This window comes from Formosa undariae (assembly GCF_042427615.1).
GTDB lineage: Bacteria > Bacteroidota > Bacteroidia > Flavobacteriales > Flavobacteriaceae > Formosa > Formosa undariae.
The window spans coordinates 1,033,623-1,052,439 of sequence record NZ_JBHMEZ010000003.1; the positions used below are offsets into that span (position 1 = coordinate 1,033,623).

18 protein-coding genes are annotated in these 18,817 nt (G+C 34.2%); 2 read left to right on the forward strand and 16 right to left on the reverse strand.

Translation table 11 applies throughout. The features are described from left to right. The 14 genes from ACFFVB_RS07645 to recR all read right to left on the reverse strand — a co-directional run bounded on the left by ACFFVB_RS07645 (position 1) and on the right by recR (position 12,703). Positions 1–1,374 (reverse strand): pyridoxal phosphate-dependent decarboxylase family protein, encoded by a 1,374-nt coding sequence (locus tag ACFFVB_RS07645; RefSeq protein ID WP_382382123.1) that lies wholly within the window; start codon positions 1,372–1,374, stop codon positions 1–3. An 8-nt stretch (positions 1,375–1,382) separates the two neighbouring features. After that, on the reverse strand, positions 1,383–2,993 hold the full coding sequence (gene bshC, locus ACFFVB_RS07650; RefSeq protein ID WP_382382124.1) for a bacillithiol biosynthesis cysteine-adding enzyme BshC: 1,611 nt from the start codon (positions 2,991–2,993) through the stop codon (positions 1,383–1,385). A 153-nt stretch (positions 2,994–3,146) separates the two neighbouring features. Further along, complete coding sequence (gene rimO / locus ACFFVB_RS07655) at positions 3,147–4,451, reverse strand: 30S ribosomal protein S12 methylthiotransferase RimO (protein WP_382382125.1); 1,305 nt, start codon at positions 4,449–4,451, stop codon at positions 3,147–3,149. Positions 4,452–4,582: 131 nt separating this feature from the next. Then, positions 4,583–5,536 carry a signal recognition particle-docking protein FtsY gene (gene ftsY / locus ACFFVB_RS07660; RefSeq protein WP_382382126.1) on the reverse strand — a complete coding sequence of 318 codons (954 nt, stop codon included), beginning with the start codon at positions 5,534–5,536 and terminating at the stop codon, positions 4,583–4,585. Positions 5,537–5,736: 200 nt separating this feature from the next. Next, positions 5,737–5,889: a DUF4295 domain-containing protein gene (locus ACFFVB_RS07665; protein ID WP_382382127.1), complete on the reverse strand. Its 153-nt coding sequence runs from the start codon at positions 5,887–5,889 to the stop codon at positions 5,737–5,739. 7 nt (positions 5,890–5,896) lie between these two features. Beyond that, positions 5,897–6,079, reverse strand: a complete 183-nt coding sequence (rpmG, locus tag ACFFVB_RS07670) for a 50S ribosomal protein L33 (protein ID WP_038527818.1) — start codon at positions 6,077–6,079, stop codon at positions 5,897–5,899. Positions 6,080–6,102: 23 nt separating this feature from the next. Beyond that, complete coding sequence (rpmB, locus tag ACFFVB_RS07675) at positions 6,103–6,339, reverse strand: 50S ribosomal protein L28 (protein WP_038527816.1); 237 nt, start codon at positions 6,337–6,339, stop codon at positions 6,103–6,105. 74 nt (positions 6,340–6,413) lie between these two features. Further along, positions 6,414–7,670, reverse strand: a complete 1,257-nt coding sequence (locus ACFFVB_RS07680; RefSeq protein ID WP_382382128.1) for a competence/damage-inducible protein A — start codon at positions 7,668–7,670, stop codon at positions 6,414–6,416. A gap of 2 nt (positions 7,671–7,672) precedes the next feature. Then, complete coding sequence (locus ACFFVB_RS07685) at positions 7,673–8,014, reverse strand: Hpt domain-containing protein (RefSeq protein ID WP_382382129.1); 342 nt, start codon at positions 8,012–8,014, stop codon at positions 7,673–7,675. A gap of 2 nt (positions 8,015–8,016) precedes the next feature. After that, entirely contained in the window at positions 8,017–8,628 is a 612-nt protein-coding gene (locus ACFFVB_RS07690) for a fumarylacetoacetate hydrolase family protein (RefSeq protein WP_382382130.1), read from the reverse strand. Positions 8,629–8,646: 18 nt separating this feature from the next. After that, positions 8,647–9,423: a 3'-5' exonuclease gene (locus tag ACFFVB_RS07695; RefSeq protein WP_382382131.1), complete on the reverse strand. Its 777-nt coding sequence runs from the start codon at positions 9,421–9,423 to the stop codon at positions 8,647–8,649. Positions 9,424–9,526: 103 nt separating this feature from the next. Continuing rightward, positions 9,527–10,858, reverse strand: a complete 1,332-nt coding sequence (locus tag ACFFVB_RS07700) for a dihydrolipoamide acetyltransferase family protein (RefSeq protein WP_382382132.1) — start codon at positions 10,856–10,858, stop codon at positions 9,527–9,529. A 123-nt stretch (positions 10,859–10,981) separates the two neighbouring features. Beyond that, positions 10,982–12,079, reverse strand: a complete 1,098-nt coding sequence (locus ACFFVB_RS07705) for a glycosyltransferase family 2 protein (protein WP_382382133.1) — start codon at positions 12,077–12,079, stop codon at positions 10,982–10,984. Positions 12,080–12,085: 6 nt separating this feature from the next. Next, a complete protein-coding gene (gene recR / locus ACFFVB_RS07710) occupies positions 12,086–12,703 on the reverse strand; it encodes a recombination mediator RecR (RefSeq protein WP_382382134.1) in 618 nt (205 codons plus the stop codon). Positions 12,704–12,784: 81 nt separating this feature from the next. Here recR and ACFFVB_RS07715 point away from each other — a divergent pair, with 81 nt between their 5' ends. Beyond that, on the forward strand, positions 12,785–14,227 hold the full coding sequence (locus tag ACFFVB_RS07715; protein WP_382382135.1) for a sodium:solute symporter: 1,443 nt from the start codon (positions 12,785–12,787) through the stop codon (positions 14,225–14,227). Here ACFFVB_RS07715 and ACFFVB_RS07720 read toward each other — a convergent pair. Beyond that, positions 14,198–14,560 (reverse strand): CoA-binding protein, encoded by a 363-nt coding sequence (locus ACFFVB_RS07720; protein ID WP_382382136.1) that lies wholly within the window; start codon positions 14,558–14,560, stop codon positions 14,198–14,200. The genes ACFFVB_RS07715 and ACFFVB_RS07720 overlap by 30 nt on opposite strands. A gap of 548 nt (positions 14,561–15,108) precedes the next feature. After that, on the reverse strand, positions 15,109–16,119 hold the full coding sequence (locus tag ACFFVB_RS07725) for a 3-oxoacyl-ACP synthase III family protein (protein ID WP_382382137.1): 1,011 nt from the start codon (positions 16,117–16,119) through the stop codon (positions 15,109–15,111). 175 nt (positions 16,120–16,294) lie between these two features. Here ACFFVB_RS07725 and ACFFVB_RS07730 point away from each other — a divergent pair, with 175 nt between their 5' ends. Then, a complete protein-coding gene (locus ACFFVB_RS07730; protein ID WP_382382138.1) occupies positions 16,295–18,724 on the forward strand; it encodes an alpha/beta hydrolase family protein in 2,430 nt (809 codons plus the stop codon). The last annotated feature ends 93 nt before the right edge of the window (positions 18,725–18,817 follow it).

The window sequence follows — 18,817 nt, forward strand, 5'->3', positions numbered from 1 at the left end:
TTATTCCATTGTTTTTAATATATCTACAATATCTTGTTCTGTTGTATCCGGATTTATGAAGCAAAAACGAGATACCGTTTCGTAAGTAGTTCCAGATTTCCATTTTGTAGGCGTAACAAGCGCAAATCCTTTTTCATGATTTTCGTAGGTCCAATGGGTATAATCTTGTGGTTCCCAACCTTTTCTTCTATATAACACGCAAGACAAACTTGGCTCCCTAACTAATTCTAAATTGGGATGTTCCGTAATTAATCGCCCTGCTATTTGTGCCAATTCTAATCCGCGCTCTACAGCCACTTTATAACGATCTGTTCCGTGCATTGCTAAAGAAAACCATAAAGGCAACCCTCTTACACGTCGCGTTAGTTGTATTTGATAGTCGGTAGGATTAAATCCATGTGCACCTTCATCTTTAAAAATATCTAAATAAGATCCTTGTTGCGAATGTGCATTTTTAGCTAATTCAGGATCTCTATATAAAACGGCTCCACAATCGTAAGGCGAAAACATCCATTTATGAGGATCGATTGTAATACTATCTGCGTTTTCTATACCGTTAAATAAATGTCTAACAGAATCGGCTGCCAAAGCACCTCCTCCATAAGCGGCATCGACATGCAACCATAAATTTTCAGTATTACAAATGGCCGAAATCCCTTCCAAATCGTCTATTATCCCAGCATTTGTTGTTCCTCCTGTTGCAACGACAGCGAATAAACGCTCACGCTCGTCCGGCGTTAAACTATTAATAGTATCCTTTAATGCTGCACCTTCTAAACGGTCTTCAGTATCTACTAATAACACGTCTATATCGGCTACTTTTGCCATTGCCTTAATAGACGAGTGTGCGCCAATAGACGTAATAATTAATCCTTTTTCTCTTTTATGAGCTGCATTAATACTCCTCCAGTTTTCTCTAGCTGTAACTATGGCCGATAGATTTGCTGCTGTTCCTCCACTAGTAAACACACCAAAGGCACCTTCTGGCATTCCTGTTAAAGATACAATCCATTTCATCGCTTCATTTTCACAGAAAATTCCACCTGCACCTTCCATCCAGTAGGCTCCATGAATACTTGAAGCCGATGTTACTAGGTCAAACATAACCGCGGCACGTGTAGGTGCTGCAGGCACAAAAGCAAGGTTTCGTGGATGATCTACAGGTACATTAGCTGTGGACAAATGTTTTTTCCACAAATTAAAAGCGACTTCTCCACCAATGCCTTCTTCGGTAACTGTTTCTCCAACTAAAGCCTTTAATTCTTCTGATTTTAATGGTTTTCCAATCTTTCTTTCGGTAGTAGAAATTCTTTCAATGGCATATTTCATGACATCTAGTGTCATTTCAACCAAATCCATATCTACTTTATGCATGCTATTTTTCACAAATTCAGTATTAAAAATTCTTGATTTAATGGTTGCAAATCTAACACTAACTTAGGGATTAATTGGTCTCCAAACTCAAGATATAGTTCAGAGAAGTTAACAGCACGCTCTTGCAAACTTTGATTCGGAAATAATTGATTTTGCAAATCGGTCATACGAGATACTTGATCTGCCAATTTCTTTTTTTGAGCTTTTAATAGCCGTTTTTCTAAATGCTCTAAACCTTTGATTTGCTTATGTTCTTGAGCTTTCACTGCGCCAACAAAAGAGGCATCGGTTTGTTCTGCTAAGGCGTACATTTCACTAAATTGCTCTTGTAAATGTTTCTTTTGCTTAGAAAAGTCGATATCTATATTCGAGATACGTCTCACCTTTTTGTTAATAAATGTATCTCGCTTATAAAACAAATCACGATTTGAAATGTTTAGTTTTTCTAATTTCTTAGTTTGTTGCTGCGTTTTAATAAGTACAGAATTTCTTAACAACAACATCGGAAATGGGACTTTTACGGCTTCAAAATAATCTTTTAACTGAAGCCAATATGCCAATTCTCCACCTCCACCGATATAACACAAGTTTGGTAAAACCACTTCCTGAAATAAAGGACGCATAATTACATTTGGCGAAAAACGTTCTGGAAATTCATGAATTTCTTTTAGAATTTCTGCTTTAGTAAAGGTGATATTGGTATCAATAACCTTATAGATATCATCTTCAAAAATGATACGTTCACGACTATCTTTTGATAAATAAAACAGATTAATCTCTCTAGGATTTACCTGAATATTATAATGAGTATTCGGAATATTTGCTAATAATGTATTTGTTTTAGAGACTTCTTGAGACGAAGTTTGCAACAAAATATCCTGTTCTATATACGGAATAAAGGCACGTTTCAACTCGCGATCATTACCATCTAGAATAACTAAACCTAAATCTGAAAACAAAGTGTCAGCCAAAAATCGTGTGGCATCGGCAAGGTTATCGTGATTTAAATACGCTTCTGAAAACAATGTTCTTAACTCGTCTGCCGCTTTACCAACTCCTAGTTCTTTTGTATATAATTCGAAAACATCTTCTAATCCCTCTGTAGAAAATTCACCTACAGCACCACCATCTGCACGGTTCCATTGAATTTTTTTTCCTTTAAAGTTGAAGTAATTTATTTCGTCGAAATCATGATCTTCTGTAGCCATCCAATAAATAGGCACAAAATGTTGATTTGGGTATGCAACCTTCAATTCTTTAGTTAGATTTATGGTTGATACAATTTTATATAAAAAATATAAAGGGCCGGTGAATAAATTTAACTGATGCCCAGTTGTAACAGTAAATGTATTCGCCTCTTTTAAAAGTGAAATATTTAATTGCGTAGCTTCCGAAGCTTTTAAATCGGAATATTGTTGTTCCAATACCGATGCTAAAACTTGTCTATGAGATGCTGACAACCCTTTAAAATCCGATTTTTCTTTTATCTGAGCTTCGAAATTTTCAAGCTTCGGAAACCGATTATAAAACGGCTTTAACTCAGGCTTTTCTTCTAAATAATCACAAATTAGTGATGAAAAATATTGGGTATCTCTAAACGGAATACAGTCAGTTGGCATAAAACTTTCAATTTATTGTAAATATACAGTTATTAGAATTTTCAATTCTAAAAAATTAGTTAAGATTATTGTATCGCTAACAATAGATCTTTAAACGAAATAAGGTGCTTTAACTTACATTAAAACACCTTATTTACTAATATATTTTTAAGTCTATTTAGCGACTTCCGCATACAAATCGAAATCTGCAGCTTCTGTAATCACAACTTGAGCAAATTCACCCGTTTTTAAATAGGTCTCAGTCGCATCAATTAAAACTTCGTTATCCACATCTGGAGAATCAAATTCGGTACGTCCAACAAAATAATTACCTTCTTTACGATCGATAACCACTTTAAATTCTTGTCCGATTTTCGCTTGATTTAACTCCCAAGAAATTTGCGATTGAATTTCCATGATCTCATTTGCACGTTCTTGCTTCACCTCTTCAGGAACATCATCTTCTAATAAATAGGCATGCGTGTTTTCTTCATGAGAATAAGTAAAACAGCCTAAACGTTCGAAACGCATATCTTGAACCCATTGTTTTAAGGTCTGATAATCTTCTTCAGTTTCACCAGGATACCCCACAATAAGTGTAGTACGAATGGTCATGTTAGGCACCGCTTTTCTGAAGTCTTTTAATAATTTAGTCGTTTTTTCTTGAGTTGTACCACGACGCATACTTTTAAGAATACGATCTGATATATGCTGTAATGGAATATCTATATAATTACAGATCTTCGGTTCACGATTCATGATATCTAACACATCCATTGGGAATCCCGTTGGGAATGCATAATGTAAACGAATCCACTCTACACCATCAACTTTCACTAAAGCTTCAAGCAATTCGGCAAGGTTACGTTTTTTATAAATATCTAATCCGTAGTATGTTAAATCTTGAGCGATCAGAATTAATTCTTTCACACCTTTAGCCACTAATTTTTCAGCTTCAATAACGATTTCTTCAATTGGGGTAGACTTGTGTTTACCTCTCATAATCGGAATCGCACAGAAACTACATGGTCTATCGCAACCTTCAGCAATTTTTAAATACGCATAATTCTTAGGCGTCGTCGTTAAACGTTCACCAATTAATTCATGCTTATAGTCTGCTCCTAATGCTTTCAATAAGGCAGGTAATTCTGTCGTTCCAAAGTATTCATCTACATTCGGAATTTCCTTCTGTAAATCTGGCTTATAACGTTCAGACAAACATCCTGTAACAAACACTTTATCTACTTCACCATCTTCTTTTTTCTGCATGAATTCTAAAATGGTATTCACACTTTCTTCCTTTGCATTATTAATAAAACCGCATGTATTAATTACAACGATATTACCTTCCTCTTCATGTACAACATCTTTTCCACTAGCTTTAAGCTGTCCCATTAACACTTCGCTGTCGTAAACATTCTTACTACAACCAAGAGTTACTACGTTGATTTTATTCTTTTTAAGTGATTTAGTTCTCATATCAAAATTTCAGTGTGCAAAGATACGTAATGATTTAGGATTAAAGAATTGAATGTATATTAATAAAAACAAAAAAAAGCCTCGATACATTAAATGTATCGAGGCTTTTAGAATATTTTATAAGATAATTCCTATTTAAAGAAAGAATCTACAAATTCATATTTATTAAATACTTGTAAATCGTTCATGCCTTCTCCCACTCCAATGTATTTTACAGGAATTTTAAACTGATCGCTAATACCAATCACAACTCCACCTTTTGCGGTGCCATCTAGTTTTGTAACGGCTAGTGAAGTTACTTCTGTAGCTGCTGTAAATTGCTTAGCTTGTTCGAATGCATTCTGACCTGTTGATCCATCTAAAACCAACAACACATCGTGCGGTGCATCGACAATTACTTTTTGCATGACACGTTTCACTTTAGTTAATTCGTTCATTAAATTAATCTTGTTGTGTAAACGGCCCGCAGTATCTATTATAATAACATCTGCATTTTGAGACACGCCAGATTCTAAAGCATCGAAAGCAACCGATGCGGGATCACTCCCCATGTCTTGTTTTACAATAGGCACATCTACACGATCTGCCCAAACTTGTAACTGATCGATAGCTGCTGCTCTAAACGTATCTGCTGCTCCTAGAACCACATTAAGCCCCTGCTTTTTAAACTGATATGCAAGCTTCCCAATCGTAGTTGTTTTACCAGCGCCATTAACACCAACAACCATGATTACGTATGGTTTTTTATTTTCAGGAATTTTAAATTCAGTATCTTCTCCAGAGTTTGTTTCGGATAGTAAACCTGCAATTTCTTCACGAAGGATTTTATTAAGTTCGGCTGTCCCTAAATATTTATCCTTTTCTACACGCGCTTCAATACGTGTAATAATCTTTAAAGTTGTATTTACACCAACATCACTAGACACTAAAATTTCTTCTAGATTATCTAAAACATCATCATCGACTTTAGATTTTCCAGCAACTGCTTTACTTAATTTATCAAAAAAATTAGTCTTAGATTTTTCTAAACCCTTGTCTAAAGTTTCCTTTTTTTCTGAAGAAAATATTTTTTTAAAAAAGCTCATTGGTTATCATTTAGAATTTATGCAAATAAGTATGGTTATACTACCCTTTTACAGCTAGTAACTTTTTAAAACTCTTAATGCAAAATATCTACCAACTTTAAAAAGCAGAAATTTTGTCATCATTTCAAATGTAAATATAAAACAAAAGCTGCTTTCTTAATAGAAAGCAGCTTAAATATCTTTTCTGATAAAAAATATAATTATTTTTTACTCAAGAAGTCTGTTACTTGTTCAGGAGCCATGATAGCTTCTACAAAAGTGTAAGCGCCTGTTTTATCAGACTTTACCATTTTTATAGCTTTAGTTAATCTTTTAGATCCTGTTTGTAATGTTGCTACTGATTTCTTTGCCATGACTCAATTATTTTATTTCTTTATGAACAGTCATTTTCTTCAAGATAGGGTTGAATTTTTTAATTTCCATTCTATCCGGAGTATTTTTCTTGTTTTTTGTAGTAATATATCTAGAAGTTCCTGCCACCCCAGATTCTTTGTGCTCTGTGCACTCTAATATTACTTGGACTCTGTTACCTTTCTTTGCCATTGTTCTATTATTTTATAAGAGGCTTATTTTAAAAACCCTTTAGATTTAGCTTCTTTTATAGCAGCTGAAATTCCTATTTTGTTGATGGTTTTCAATGCTGATGTAGATACTTTTAAAGTTACCCACTTATCTTCTTCAGGAATATAAAAACGCTTTTTAACTAAATTCGCATCAAATCTGCGTTTAGTTTTATTCATAGCGTGAGATACATTATTCCCTACCATTGCCTTCTTACCTGTAAGTTCACAAACTCTTGACATTCTTTCTAAACTTTAATATTGTTATTTCAAAACGAGGTGCAAATATACGAATTGTTTGTGTTATAACAACTTAATTAACATCTATTTTTTAAAATTTCTTTTTGAAGCATTTGTAACGCCTTGTCTACCGCCCTATTAACTACTTTAATTCTTAAATTCCCAAGGTTAAATTTCTCTGAATATACTCCTGTTTTTGAAGCAATTGCTATAAATACTGTTCCAAGTTCTTCTTTATCTGTCGCTTTTGTAGGACCGGCATTACCAGTCGTTGCGATTGCATAATCCGATTTAAACATTTTTAAAGCACGTTCTGCCATCGCTTCCGCAACTTCTGCACTCACTACTGAATGTTCAGAAATTAAGGATTCTGAAATATTTAAAATATCTATTTTAGCTTCAGTGGCATAACTTACTAAACCTCCTTTAAAATATTCTGATGCACCAGGATGCGATGTAAATTGTTCTGCGATTCTCCCTCCTGTACAGCTTTCTGCAGTGGACAATGTTTGCCCCAAAACAGTTAGAGTTTTTCCTATTTGCTCTTCCATGGTTCCTTCGAAACCTTCAATCCCCACAAATACATCTTTTATTTGAGGCATTAAGAGTTTCTCTTGTCGATCCATTTCCGAAAGAATAAATTCTTTATCTAATCCTTTTGCCGATAATCGCAAACGCACTTTTCCAATATTTGGTAAGTAAGCGAGTTTAATTTCCTTTGGTAAAGCATCTTCCCAAGCCTCTATGCGCTCTGCTAAAGAACTTTCCCCCAAACCATACGTCATGTACGTTTTATGCATGATAAACGGACACTTATATTTCTTCTGAATTCTAGGAATAACATCGGAATCGATCAAACCTTCCATCTCGAAAGGCACGCCAGGTAACGACACAAATACTTTAGAATTTTGCTCAATCCACATGCCTGGTGCTGTACCGTATTCATTATGTAAAACGGTTGCTTTAGTGGGTACCAAAGCCTGATTTACATTGACTTGCAACATGGGTTTAGACGATATTTTTGCAAAAAAACTGCGCACATGCTCTAAAACACCTTCATCTATCTTTAAAGTGTCATTAAAATATTCTGCTAAAGTATGCTTCGTAATATCATCTTTTGTAGGTCCTAATCCTCCTGTTATAATGATAATATTAGCATTTTCTTCAGCCTCTTTTAATGCTTTTAGAATATGTGTTTTATCATCTTGCACTGAAGTGATTTGATATACAGAAACACCTATTTTATTAAGTGCTTTGGCTATATAAGCTGAATTTGTATCTAAAATTTGGCCAATGAGTATTTCATCTCCAATTGTAATAATTTCTGCTTGCATTATTAAATATCGAAATCTGATTTTATTTCTGAAACCGCTGCCTCTATTGCGACAACGACTTTACTAAAAACAGGTGTTATATCTACATCTGTCTGTTCTAATTTCCCCCAGTCTTGAACTGTTATAACATCGTCTAAAACGCCTAGTTCGAACAAATCTACTGTTGGTTTTAATTTATGTGCTAACTGATACGCGTTATAGTAATCTTTGTCTTGAACAGCTACTTTTAAAACCTCTAAATCCTCAGGGACCTCATCGATGAACGTTAAGGCCAAGGCGTGGATAAAATCTTGGTCATTATCTGCTAATTCCTTTACTCTATCTAATTTATAATATTGCTCCATAATTATTTTACAGTAATTGAAAAAAGTTCTTTATCCTCTATAAATCCTTTTAAGACATCGTTAGGGGCAACGGGCCCAACTCCAGCAGGTGTTCCAGTAAATATAATATCTCCAATCTTTAAAGTGAAATATTTTGAAACACATTCTATCAGCTCGTCTATTTTCCAGAGCATATGACTTGTATTTCCGTTTTGTACCGTTTCTTCGTTCTTATTTAATGAGAAATTTATCTGATTTAAGTCTTCAAAGTCGCTTTTTGGCAACCATTTTCCGACAACAGCAGCGCCGTCAAAAGCTTTTGCTTTTTCCCAAGGTAAGCCTTTTGCTTTTAATTTAGCTTGTAAATCTCTTGCTGTAAAGTCTATTCCTAATCCAATTTCATCATAATACTTATGCGCAAATTTCTTATCGATATACTTCCCTACTTTATTAATTTTAACTAAAACCTCAACTTCATAATGGACGTCATTCGAAAAATCAGGGATAAAAAACGGCTGTTTTTTTAAGAGAATTGCCGTATCTGGTTTTAAAAACACAACAGGATCTGTTGGTTTTTCATTTTGTAACTCTGCTATATGTTCGGTATAATTCCTACCTATACAAATAAGTTTCATTTGGGGAGGGTATTAATATTAATTCAACTTATTATTAAAACTTCTTAATTTTATGGCTGTAAGCACCTTTTTAGTATACAATGGAAAATCGGCATTTAAGATCCATCCAAAGTAACCAGGCTCATCAGTTAACACGTCCACAACTCTTTTGTTCTTATGCTTCCCGAATGCAAAACACTCTTCCCCGTCTTCGTTAAAGACTAAGAAACCTGCGAAATCAGCGAATTGTTTTCTACTGCTAAATTCTGAAAGAAACTTAGTGTCGTTTTCTAACTCGTCGTATTTTTCTACTTGAGCTTTTAACACTTCGTAAGTCGCTAAAGTATCTGCTGCTGCACTATGTGCGTTTTCTAAATCTTTACCACAATAGAATTTATAAGCGGCAACTAGAGTACGCTGTTCCATTTTATGAAAGATTGTTTGCACATCGATAGCTAAATTACTTTTAATATCAAAATCGATCTCTGCACGAAGCATTTCTTCTGCTAAAAGAGGAATATCGAAACGGTTAGAATTAAACCCACCTAAATCTGAATCTTTAATCAAGGTATAAATTTCTTTTGCTAACATTTTAAATGTTGGAGCATCTGCCACATCTGCATCAGAAATACCATGAATTTCGGTAACCTCTGCTGGAATTGGCATTTCTGGATTTACAACCCATGTTTTAGACTCTTCCTTTCCGTCGGGAAATACTTTTAAAATTGCTATTTCTACAATTCTATCCTTAGATATATTGATTCCCGTTGTTTCCAGATCGAAAAAACAAATGGGTTTTTTAAGATTGAGATTCATTTAAATAATTTTTATTAAAATGTAAATTTAGTAAATGTTAGTCGTGAAAAACAAAAAAACCCAACTGAATTCAGTTGGGCTTCATTTTATAAGGTTACTTATTTTAAATAACTTGGTTAATATCCCAAGCCTCTAAATAATCTTTTACGGCTTTAATAAACAATCCACCTTGTGCTCCATTAACAACACGATGATCGTAAGAATGTGATAAAAACATTTTGTAACGTATGCCTATAAAATCACCTTGAGGGGTTTCTATTACCGCAGGCACTTTACGTATCGCGCCTAAAGCTAAAATAGCAACTTGTGGTTGATTAATGATTGGCGTTCCCATAATACTACCAAAAGATCCAATATTTGTAACGGTGTATGTCCCGTCTTGAATATCGTCTGGTTTTAACTTATTACTTCTTGCTCGTTTGGCCAAATCATTTACGTTTTTGGTCATTCCGATAAGGTTTAACTGATCGGCATTTTTTATAACCGGTACAATTAAATTACCATCAGGTAAAGCCGCCGCCATTCCTAAATTGATATTTTTCTTTTTAATAACCTTTCCGTCTTGAAAAGAAATATTAATCATTGGGAAATCGCGTAAAGATTTCGCTACAGCTTCCATAAAAATGGGTGTAAACGTTAAGTTTTCTCCTTCGCGCTTAAAGAATTCATCTTTAACTTTCTTTCTCCAATTCCATATATTTGTTACATCGACTTCAATAAAACTTTGTACATGAACAGATGTTTTAGCAGATTCCACCATATGGTTCGCTACTAATTTACCCATTCTAGACATCTCGATAACCTCATCACTTCCTGAAGAAATTACAGGCGTTTCTGTAGTTACCGTATTATTTACCACTGGCGCAGCAATGTGCTGTGGTTTAGTATTATTTACAGGAGTCGAAACTGAAGGTGTACTTCCTCTGTTTTCGATATACTTAAGAATATCCGCTTTTGTAACACGACCATCTAGTCCTGTTCCAGAAACGCTATCCAATTCTGATTGCTCTATACCTTCTGCTTTTGCAATATTTTTTACTAAGGGCGAATAGAAACGATCTTCGCTAGATACCACTGTACTTGTAACAGCTTCTTTTGCATCTGAAACTCTTTTTTCTAAAGCTTCTACTTCTTCTGGTTCCGAAACAGTATCTTCAACAACACTATCCGCTTCAGAAACAGCATCTCCTTCACCTGAGATTTCAATAATTGCAATAGTTTGACCTACTTGAACGACATCATCAACTTCAAATAATTTTTCTAATAGTACGCCTTCCATTTCACTCGGGACTTCACTATCAACCTTATCTGTTGCTATTTCTAGAACAGCCTCGTCGGCCTCTATAGTTTCTCCAACTTCCTTTAACCATGAAGTTATCGTTGCTTCTGCAACACTTTCTCCCATTTTAGGTAATTTCAGTTCAAATTTTGCCATATTATTAACGTAAAGCTATTTTTTAAATTATTATTGCGAAATTAACACATAAATACGTTTTTCACCTAATTATATGCAATAAAATTTACTTAATTTTTATTCAGAAATTATTACACAAAGGTACTAAAAATGTATAACAATTCCCCTAGACACGGCATTATCACTACCAATCAGAAAATTACATCCCTTTGGAAGAATCCGATACGTTAACGTCTTATTATTTCCATGTGCTTCCAGAATTGAAACAATCTGTCTAAATGTCAAGACGTTATTATCTAAAATCAATTGCTGATTTTGCTCTATAGATTCAATTTGGGATTTTAAAACCAGTGGAAAAGGTAATACCGATTCTATTAATTTATTCTCTTGATCCGAGACTAATACTATAGATTTTACATCTCGTTTTTCTACCGAGGGTTGCAAATTTAAAAGTACTAATCCTTTAACTCCTAAAGAAATTAAAGATTCTACCAGAATACTTTTATTAAAATGTTTCTTATAAAAGATTTGCATCGCACCATTAAATCGCTTAGCATAATCTTGATTTCTACATGTACTCTCTCCTTTATAATGGATAACAGTCGTTGCTCCAAAATAATAATTTTGAAATCCTGCTTGTATGGTTTTATACGATAAATCTATATCTTCCGCATACATAAAGTAATCCTCATCGAAACCATTTACGGTATTATAAACGTCCCGTTTCATAACCATAAAAGCACCTACTAAAATAGAAACTGGGCCAATATCGTTTTCTTCTAAATGATTGGCATAATAAGAACCTGTTTTACCTAAAATTTTTTTTAATGCGACTTTAGGAGTGGGCACATGACGTTTACTTTCTGGTAAAAAGGCTCCTGTTCCATCTATAAGCTTGCAACCAACAATACCTAAATTAGCTTGCTTGTCCGCAAAATATAAAACAGATAAAAAAGTGTCCTCCGTAACAACTGTGTCTGGATTAAGAACACAAACATATTCGCCTTTAGCTTCGGAAACACCTATATTATTTCCTTTTGAGAATCCAAAATTGGTAGTGTTTTCAATTAATTTAACTTTCGGAAATCGGGATTTAACCATTTGACAGCTATCATCAGACGATTGATTATCGACAACAATAATTTCAGCATCAATAGTAGAGATGGCTTCTTGTACACTTTTTAGACAGAGCTCTAAAAAATGGCGCACATTATAGTTTAAAATAACAATGGACAGCTTCAAACGACTTTAAGATTTTAGTGAGCCTTCAAAAGGAATCCGGTTTAAAATACTTCTTCCAAGAGTAACCTCATCTGCATATTCCAATTCGTCTCCTATAGAAATACCTCTAGCTATTGTAGATGTAACAACGTCCAAGTCTTGAATCTGTTTAAAAATATAAAAATTGGTGGTATCGCCTTCCATAGTCGGACTTAGTGCAAATATAAGTTCTTTTACTCGCCCTTCTTTTATCTTATTTACTAAAGGATTAATGTTTAAATCGTGCGGACCAATACCATCCATAGGAGAAATTTTACCTCCTAACACATGATACAATCCTTTAAAAGAGCTCGTGTTTTCTATAGCCATAACATCGCGAATATCTTCTACCACACAAATAATTTCTTCTTGTCGTCGTGGGTTAGCACATATTTCACATAACACATTATCGCTAATATTATTGCATGATTTACAAAACTTAATCTCGGTACGCATGTTTAATAAGGCTTGTGCCAATTGTACGGTTTGAGATTCTGGTTGGCGTAATAAATGTAAAACCAAGCGCAATGCAGTGCGTTTTCCAACACCTGGTAATTGCGACATCTCGTTCACTGCCTTTTCAAGTAATTTTGAAGAAAATTCCATAAGGGTCAAATTTACAATTTTAGTTTTAAGATTTGTTCTTATAACATTGGAATTTGTATTTTGGTCTGCGAAAACGAAATTATGAGCGCTACTCAAATTATTTTACTTATTGCCGCCTATTTTGGTGTGCTAATTTTAATCTCTTACATCACCGGAAAAAAGACCGATAACAATGCTTTTTTTAAAGGAAATAAACAATCGCCTTGGTACGTTGTGGCTTTTGGTATGATTGGTGCCTCACTTTCCGGAGTTACTTTTATTTCGGTTCCAGGCTGGATAGAAGCATCGCAGTTTAGTTATATGCAGGTCGTTTTTGGCTATATTGTAGGGTATCTTGTTATTGGTACCGTTTTATTGCCACTATACTACAAACTCAACCTAACCTCTATTTATACTTATTTAGAAACCAGATTTGGAAATTATTCTTATAAAACAGGTGCTTCATTCTTTTTAATTTCAAGAATTATTGGTGCTAGCTTTAGATTGTTTTTAGTCGCCAACGTCCTACAAATTATTTTATTCGACGATTTAGGTATTCAGTTTTGGCAAACCGTTACGATCACCGTTTTACTGATATGGTTATACACCTTTAAATCGGGTATTAAAACCATTGTTTGGACAGATACATTACAAACGCTCTTTATGTTAATCGCTGTAGGTGTTGCTATTTACTCCGTGAGTCAGGATTTAGATCTTGGAGGAAAATCAACTTTAAACTTTATATTAGATAGCGACTTATCTAAAATGTTCTTTTTCGACGACATTAAAACAGCCAATTATTTTTGGAAACAATTTATATCGGGTGCATTTATAGCCATCGTTATGACTGGCTTAGACCAAGATATGATGCAAAAAAACCTAACCTGTAAAACGCTTAAAGATGCACAGAAGAACATGTTTTGGTTTACCATTGTGTTAACGATAACCAACTTTGTATTTTTAAGTTTAGGCCTTTTACTTACTGTATATGCCCAACAAAACGGAATTGACGCTCATAAAGATGATTTATTCCCAATTCTAGCAAAAAACCATTTAGGAACCGGTGTGTTTATCTTCTTCCTTTTAGGATTAATTGCCGCTGCTTATAGTAGTGCAGATAGCGCTTTAACGTCTTTAACAACTTCCTTTAGTATCGATATTTTAGATATTGAAAAAAAATACGACTCCAAAAAACAGGTAGCAATAAGAAAACGTATCCACGTACTAATTTCGGTCTTATTAATCTTGGTCATCATAACATTTAAATATGCCATACAAGATGAAAGTGTGATTGCCAAATTGTTTGTATTTGCAGGATATACCTACGGACCTTTATTAGGACTATATAGTTTTGGATTATTCACAAACTGGCAAGTAAAAGATAAAATCGTTCCCATTATAGCGATCTTATCACCTATTCTATCCTACATAATAAGTGTAAATAGTTTAAAATGGTTTGGTTTCGAATTCGGATTTTTTATTTTAATTCTAAACGGATTACTAACCTTTTTAGGATTAGTATTGATTCGTAGAAAGCAGGACTAAAGTACAAGCTACTTCATAATCGATGCCGCGCTCTTTTAGTAGAGAATACAATTCAGGATTTTCTGTACCTGGATTAAAAATAACGCGCTTTGGATTTAAGCCAATTATATAATCGTAATACTGTGTCTGTCTTTTTGGATTCAGATATAAGGTTACCGTGTCAAGGTCCTTGTATTCAAGCAATTCTGTGTCTATAGAAACTCCAGAAACGGTTCCTTCCTTTAAACCAAAAGCAACCGTGTCTTGGTTTGCGCCAACCAATCTTTTAATCGCAACGTTAGAATATCTTGAAGGGTTTAACGAAGCTCCAATAACTAATGTTTTCTTATTCATGTTTTTTTTATTTAAAATAATTACAAATATGTGTAACACGTATAATAAATAATAGTCTTTATTATATCAGTCTTAAAACAATCAGTTCGAATGAAAATCTATTATTTATTTACTTGTTGCGTAAAATTAAATCTAATCGACGATTTTATACGATTCAAACCCGAATAAAATGAACTCAAATAAGATTTCAATAAAAAACACGTCTTAAAACAACCGTTTATATCACATTTATTATTTGGATAATTAATAGTATATAAAATGTATTCGAACAAAGATACTTATAGCTTCGAATCTTAGGTTTCTAAATATTGTGTTAATTCTGTTAAATTTATCCAAAAAGCTAAAAATCAAAACAATACACCGCTTACTTTTGCGTTATATTAATGATACAAACATTGATCGAATTGTTATTTTACTTTTGAATTAGTCTTCTTATAAAAAATCATTATTCGTAAACTATGTTAGTTATTGTAATTGATTTTTAGCAAAACATTAAAAAAGCCGAAACGTAAGTTTCGGCTTTTTCTATATATACTCAGAGCAAATTATTACCACTTAATAATTGCACTTCCCCATGTAAAGCCACTACCAAAAGCAGCTAAAACAACAGTGTCTCCTTCTTTAATTTTCCCTTGTTCCCAGGCCTCTGTTAAAGCTATCGGAATTGAGGCCGCTGTAGTGTTACCATACTTCATGATATTATTAAAAACCTGATCGTCTGAAAGTTTAAATTTCTTCTGAATGAATTGAGATATCCTTAAATTCGCTTGATGCGGAATTAACATATCAATGCCATCTGGACTAATTTTATTTGCATTTAATCCTTCCATAATAACTTCACTAAAACGAACTACTGCATTTTTAAATACAAACTGTCCATTCATATGCGGATAGTAACTTTCGTCGTTAGGATCGTTATCTTTTAAAATATCATTCACCCAACGCGATCCCATTGCAGGAGCTATTAAAGCCAGTTCTTCGGCATGCTCCCCTTCAGAATGTAAATGTGTAGATAGAATTCCTTTCGAGTTATCTTCCGTTCTACTTAGGATTGCAGCACCTGCTCCATCTCCAAAAATAACAGAAACACCTCTTCCTCTAGTTGTTAAGTCCAAACCTTTAGAATGAATTTCACTCCCAATAACCAACACGTTTTTATACATGCCCGTTTTTATAAATTGATCTGCAACAGACAACCCGTAAATAAAACCTGAACATTGGTTACGAATATCTATCGCTCCCACTGTTTTAATACCTAATGCTTTTTGAACCTGAACTCCTGGACCAGGAAAATAGTAGTCTGGACTTAATGTTGCAAATACTATTAAATCGATATCGTCCTTATCTATACCGGCGCGTTCAATAGCAACTTTAGAAGCTTTAACTCCCATGACAGATGTTGTATCTTCCGAACCTGGTTTTACCCATCTTCGTTCTTTAATACCTGTGCGTTCTTGAATCCAAGCATCGTTGGTTTCCATTAACTTAGACAAATCGTCGTTTGTCACAACATTGTCTGGAACATAATATCCAAGACCTATAATTTTAGAATTGTACATATATCAACTTTTATAAGTTGCAATTTAATCATTTAAAATGTAAAAAGATTCTAAACCTATTTCCAATTAGTATGCTTGCATAATAATGGCAAACACAGTGACCACAACTCTTCGCTTATTTTTTTTTATTATCTTCCAACGCTTAATCTCACTCTAAACACATATTAAATTGCCCATGAAACATTTTTTTACTTTTTTCCTGCTCTGTTTTGTACTAACAGGTTATTCTCAAGAAAACTTAACGTACCAAAAGCCACACAAAAACATTTTAGAGTTAGCCGAAGCGCCTCTTGCTCCAAGTATTCGAATAGACAATAAAGGCGAACATATTGTATTATTATACAGAAGCAAGTACAAAACGATTGAAGAACTTTCTGAAACCGAATTACGACTAGGAGGTTTACGTATTAACCCAATAACCAATATTGGTAGCCGTACGCGTTATTACACAGATATTAAATTGAGTACTAAAAATAATGGTACACCAATATCTATTGCAGGCTTATCTGCAGATGGTCGTTATGCTAATTTCTCTTGGTCTCCCGACCAGAAGTACATGACCTTCACTAAAACCCTTAGTAATGGAGTCGAATTATGGTTACTAGACATAAAAAATACTTCGGCTAAAAAAATAAGCGAAGCTAATCTAAATGCCAATATGGGAAATCCTGTGACATGGTTTAAAGATAGCGAAGCTGTTTTAGTAAAAGTGCTTCCTGAAAACCGTAAAGCATTAATTAATACAAGCGAAGCCATTCCTACAGGTCCTACAGTATCTGTGAGTGAAGCTGGTGTAGAAGCTCAAAACAGAACGTATCAAGATTTATTGAAGAATAAAAACGACGAGCATAATTTTGAACAATTATCACAATCTGAATTATATAAAATTACATTAGACGGAAAAGCTTCACTATGGAAATCGACAGCAATGTATCGTGGTATTTCATTTTCTCCAGACGGTAATTATGTTATGGTTACAGCGATAAGCAAACCTTTTTCTTACTTGGTACCTTATTATAGATTCCCATCAGAATCTATCGTGTACGCTTCTAACGGCGATTTAGTAAAGTCTATTTTACAAGTGCCTTTAATAGAAGATTTACCAAAAGGTTTTATGGCAGAACGTACAGGAAAAAGAGATTTCGACTGGCGTAGCGACAAGCCTGCAACATTATATTGGGCAGAAGCTTTAGACGGTGGAGATCCTGCAGTGGATGTTCCTTTTCGTGACGAAGTATTTCAACAAGACGCTCCGTTTAACGGAAAGATTACTTCTGTACTTAAAACTATAGACCGATTTAGAGGTATTACTTGGGGTAACGACAATACGGCTATCGCTTACGATAATTGGTGGAATACACGTAACACAAGAACATATGTGTTCGACCCATCTAACCCTAGCAAAGACGCCACAGTATTATTCGACCGCAACTACCAAGACTTATATAGCGATCCAGGAGAGTTTGTTTATACTAAAAACGATTTTAATGAATACGTTTTAGATTTACATAAAAACGCTGCTTACTTAATTGGAGATGGATATAGCGATGCTGGAAAATTTCCGTTTGTAGACGAATTAAATTTAAGCACTAAAAAGACGAAACGTTTATATCAATCTAAGTTAACAGATAAGTTAGAAAGTATTTCTTCTGCTTTAAACACAAAAACGGGAGAATACGTGGTTAGAATAGAATCTAAAAACGAATACCCAAACTATTATATCAGAAACATAAAAAAACGAAATAATTTAACGCCCTTAACGCAATTCGAAAACCCTTTTAAAAGTATTCAAGATGTTAAGAAAGAAGTTATTTCATACAAACGTGCAGACGGTTTAGATTTATCTGGTGTTTTATATTTACCAACAAATTACGAAGCTGGCAAAAAGTATCCTATGCTTATGTGGGCTTATCCGCGTGAATATAAAGACAAAAACAGTGCGGCACAAAGCACTTCAAGCTCTAATGAATTTACATACCCAGGTTATGGTTCTCCTGTGTTTTGGGTAACTAGAGGATATGTGGTTTTAGACGATGCTGCTTTCCCTATTATTGGAGAAGGTAACGAACAACCTAACGATACCTTTAGAGAACAGTTGGTTGCAAACGCGAAAGCGGCTATAGACGCTGTAGATAATCTAGGATATATAGATCGTGACCGTGTTGCCGTTGGTGGCCATAGTTATGGTGCCTTTATGACAGCTAATTTATTAGCACACTCTAATTTATTTGCAGCTGGTATTGCCCGTTCTGGAGCTTATAACAGAACGTTAACTCCGTTTGGTTTCCAAAGTGAAGAACGTAACTATTGGGAAGCACCAGAAATTTACAACGGCATGTCACCTTTTATGCATGCCGATAAAATGAAAACACCATTATTACTTATTCATGGTCAAGCCGATAATAATTCGGGGACATACCCTTTACAAAGTGAACGTTATTTTAACGCCTTAAAAGGATTAGGCGCTCCTGTAAGATTAGTCATATTACCTCGTGAGAGTCATGGATATTCTGCTAAAGAATCTATTTTACATATGCTTTGGGAGGAAGACCAATGGTTAGAAGAACATGTAAAAAACAAAGAAGAACCTGAAACTGAAGATTAAGTTTTAACTCAAATATTTTTAATTGCTCTAAAAATGCCATTCAATACGAATGGCATTTTTTCATTTATCAATGCCACTTTGTCATTTTTTAAT

Excerpts from the sequence above, each read along its gene's own strand:
- ACFFVB_RS07645 (WP_382382123.1), bottom strand. The coding sequence starts at position 1,374 with ATGCATAAAGTAGATATGGATTTGGTTGAAATGACACTAGATGTCATG.
- bshC (WP_382382124.1), bottom strand. The coding sequence starts at position 2,993 with ATGCCAACTGACTGTATTCCGTTTAGAGATACCCAATATTTTTCATCA.
- rimO (WP_382382125.1), bottom strand. The coding sequence starts at position 4,451 with ATGAGAACTAAATCACTTAAAAAGAATAAAATCAACGTAGTAACTCTT.
- ftsY (WP_382382126.1), bottom strand. The coding sequence starts at position 5,536 with ATGAGCTTTTTTAAAAAAATATTTTCTTCAGAAAAAAAGGAAACTTTA.
- ACFFVB_RS07665 (WP_382382127.1), bottom strand. The coding sequence starts at position 5,889 with ATGGCAAAGAAATCAGTAGCAACATTACAAACAGGATCTAAAAGATTA.
- rpmG (WP_038527818.1), bottom strand. The coding sequence starts at position 6,079 with ATGGCAAAGAAAGGTAACAGAGTCCAAGTAATATTAGAGTGCACAGAG.
- rpmB (WP_038527816.1), bottom strand. The coding sequence starts at position 6,339 with ATGTCAAGAGTTTGTGAACTTACAGGTAAGAAGGCAATGGTAGGGAAT.
- ACFFVB_RS07680 (WP_382382128.1), bottom strand. The coding sequence starts at position 7,670 with ATGCAAGCAGAAATTATTACAATTGGAGATGAAATACTCATTGGCCAA.
- ACFFVB_RS07685 (WP_382382129.1), bottom strand. The coding sequence starts at position 8,014 with ATGGAGCAATATTATAAATTAGATAGAGTAAAGGAATTAGCAGATAAT.
- ACFFVB_RS07690 (WP_382382130.1), bottom strand. The coding sequence starts at position 8,628 with ATGAAACTTATTTGTATAGGTAGGAATTATACCGAACATATAGCAGAG.
- ACFFVB_RS07695 (WP_382382131.1), bottom strand. The coding sequence starts at position 9,423 with ATGAATCTCAATCTTAAAAAACCCATTTGTTTTTTCGATCTGGAAACA.
- ACFFVB_RS07700 (WP_382382132.1), bottom strand. The coding sequence starts at position 10,858 with ATGGCAAAATTTGAACTGAAATTACCTAAAATGGGAGAAAGTGTTGCA.
- recR (WP_382382134.1), bottom strand. The coding sequence starts at position 12,703 with ATGGAATTTTCTTCAAAATTACTTGAAAAGGCAGTGAACGAGATGTCG.
- ACFFVB_RS07715 (WP_382382135.1), top strand. The coding sequence starts at position 12,785 with ATGAGCGCTACTCAAATTATTTTACTTATTGCCGCCTATTTTGGTGTG.
- ACFFVB_RS07720 (WP_382382136.1), bottom strand. The coding sequence starts at position 14,560 with ATGAATAAGAAAACATTAGTTATTGGAGCTTCGTTAAACCCTTCAAGA.
- ACFFVB_RS07725 (WP_382382137.1), bottom strand. The coding sequence starts at position 16,119 with ATGTACAATTCTAAAATTATAGGTCTTGGATATTATGTTCCAGACAAT.
- ACFFVB_RS07730 (WP_382382138.1), top strand. The coding sequence starts at position 16,295 with ATGAAACATTTTTTTACTTTTTTCCTGCTCTGTTTTGTACTAACAGGT.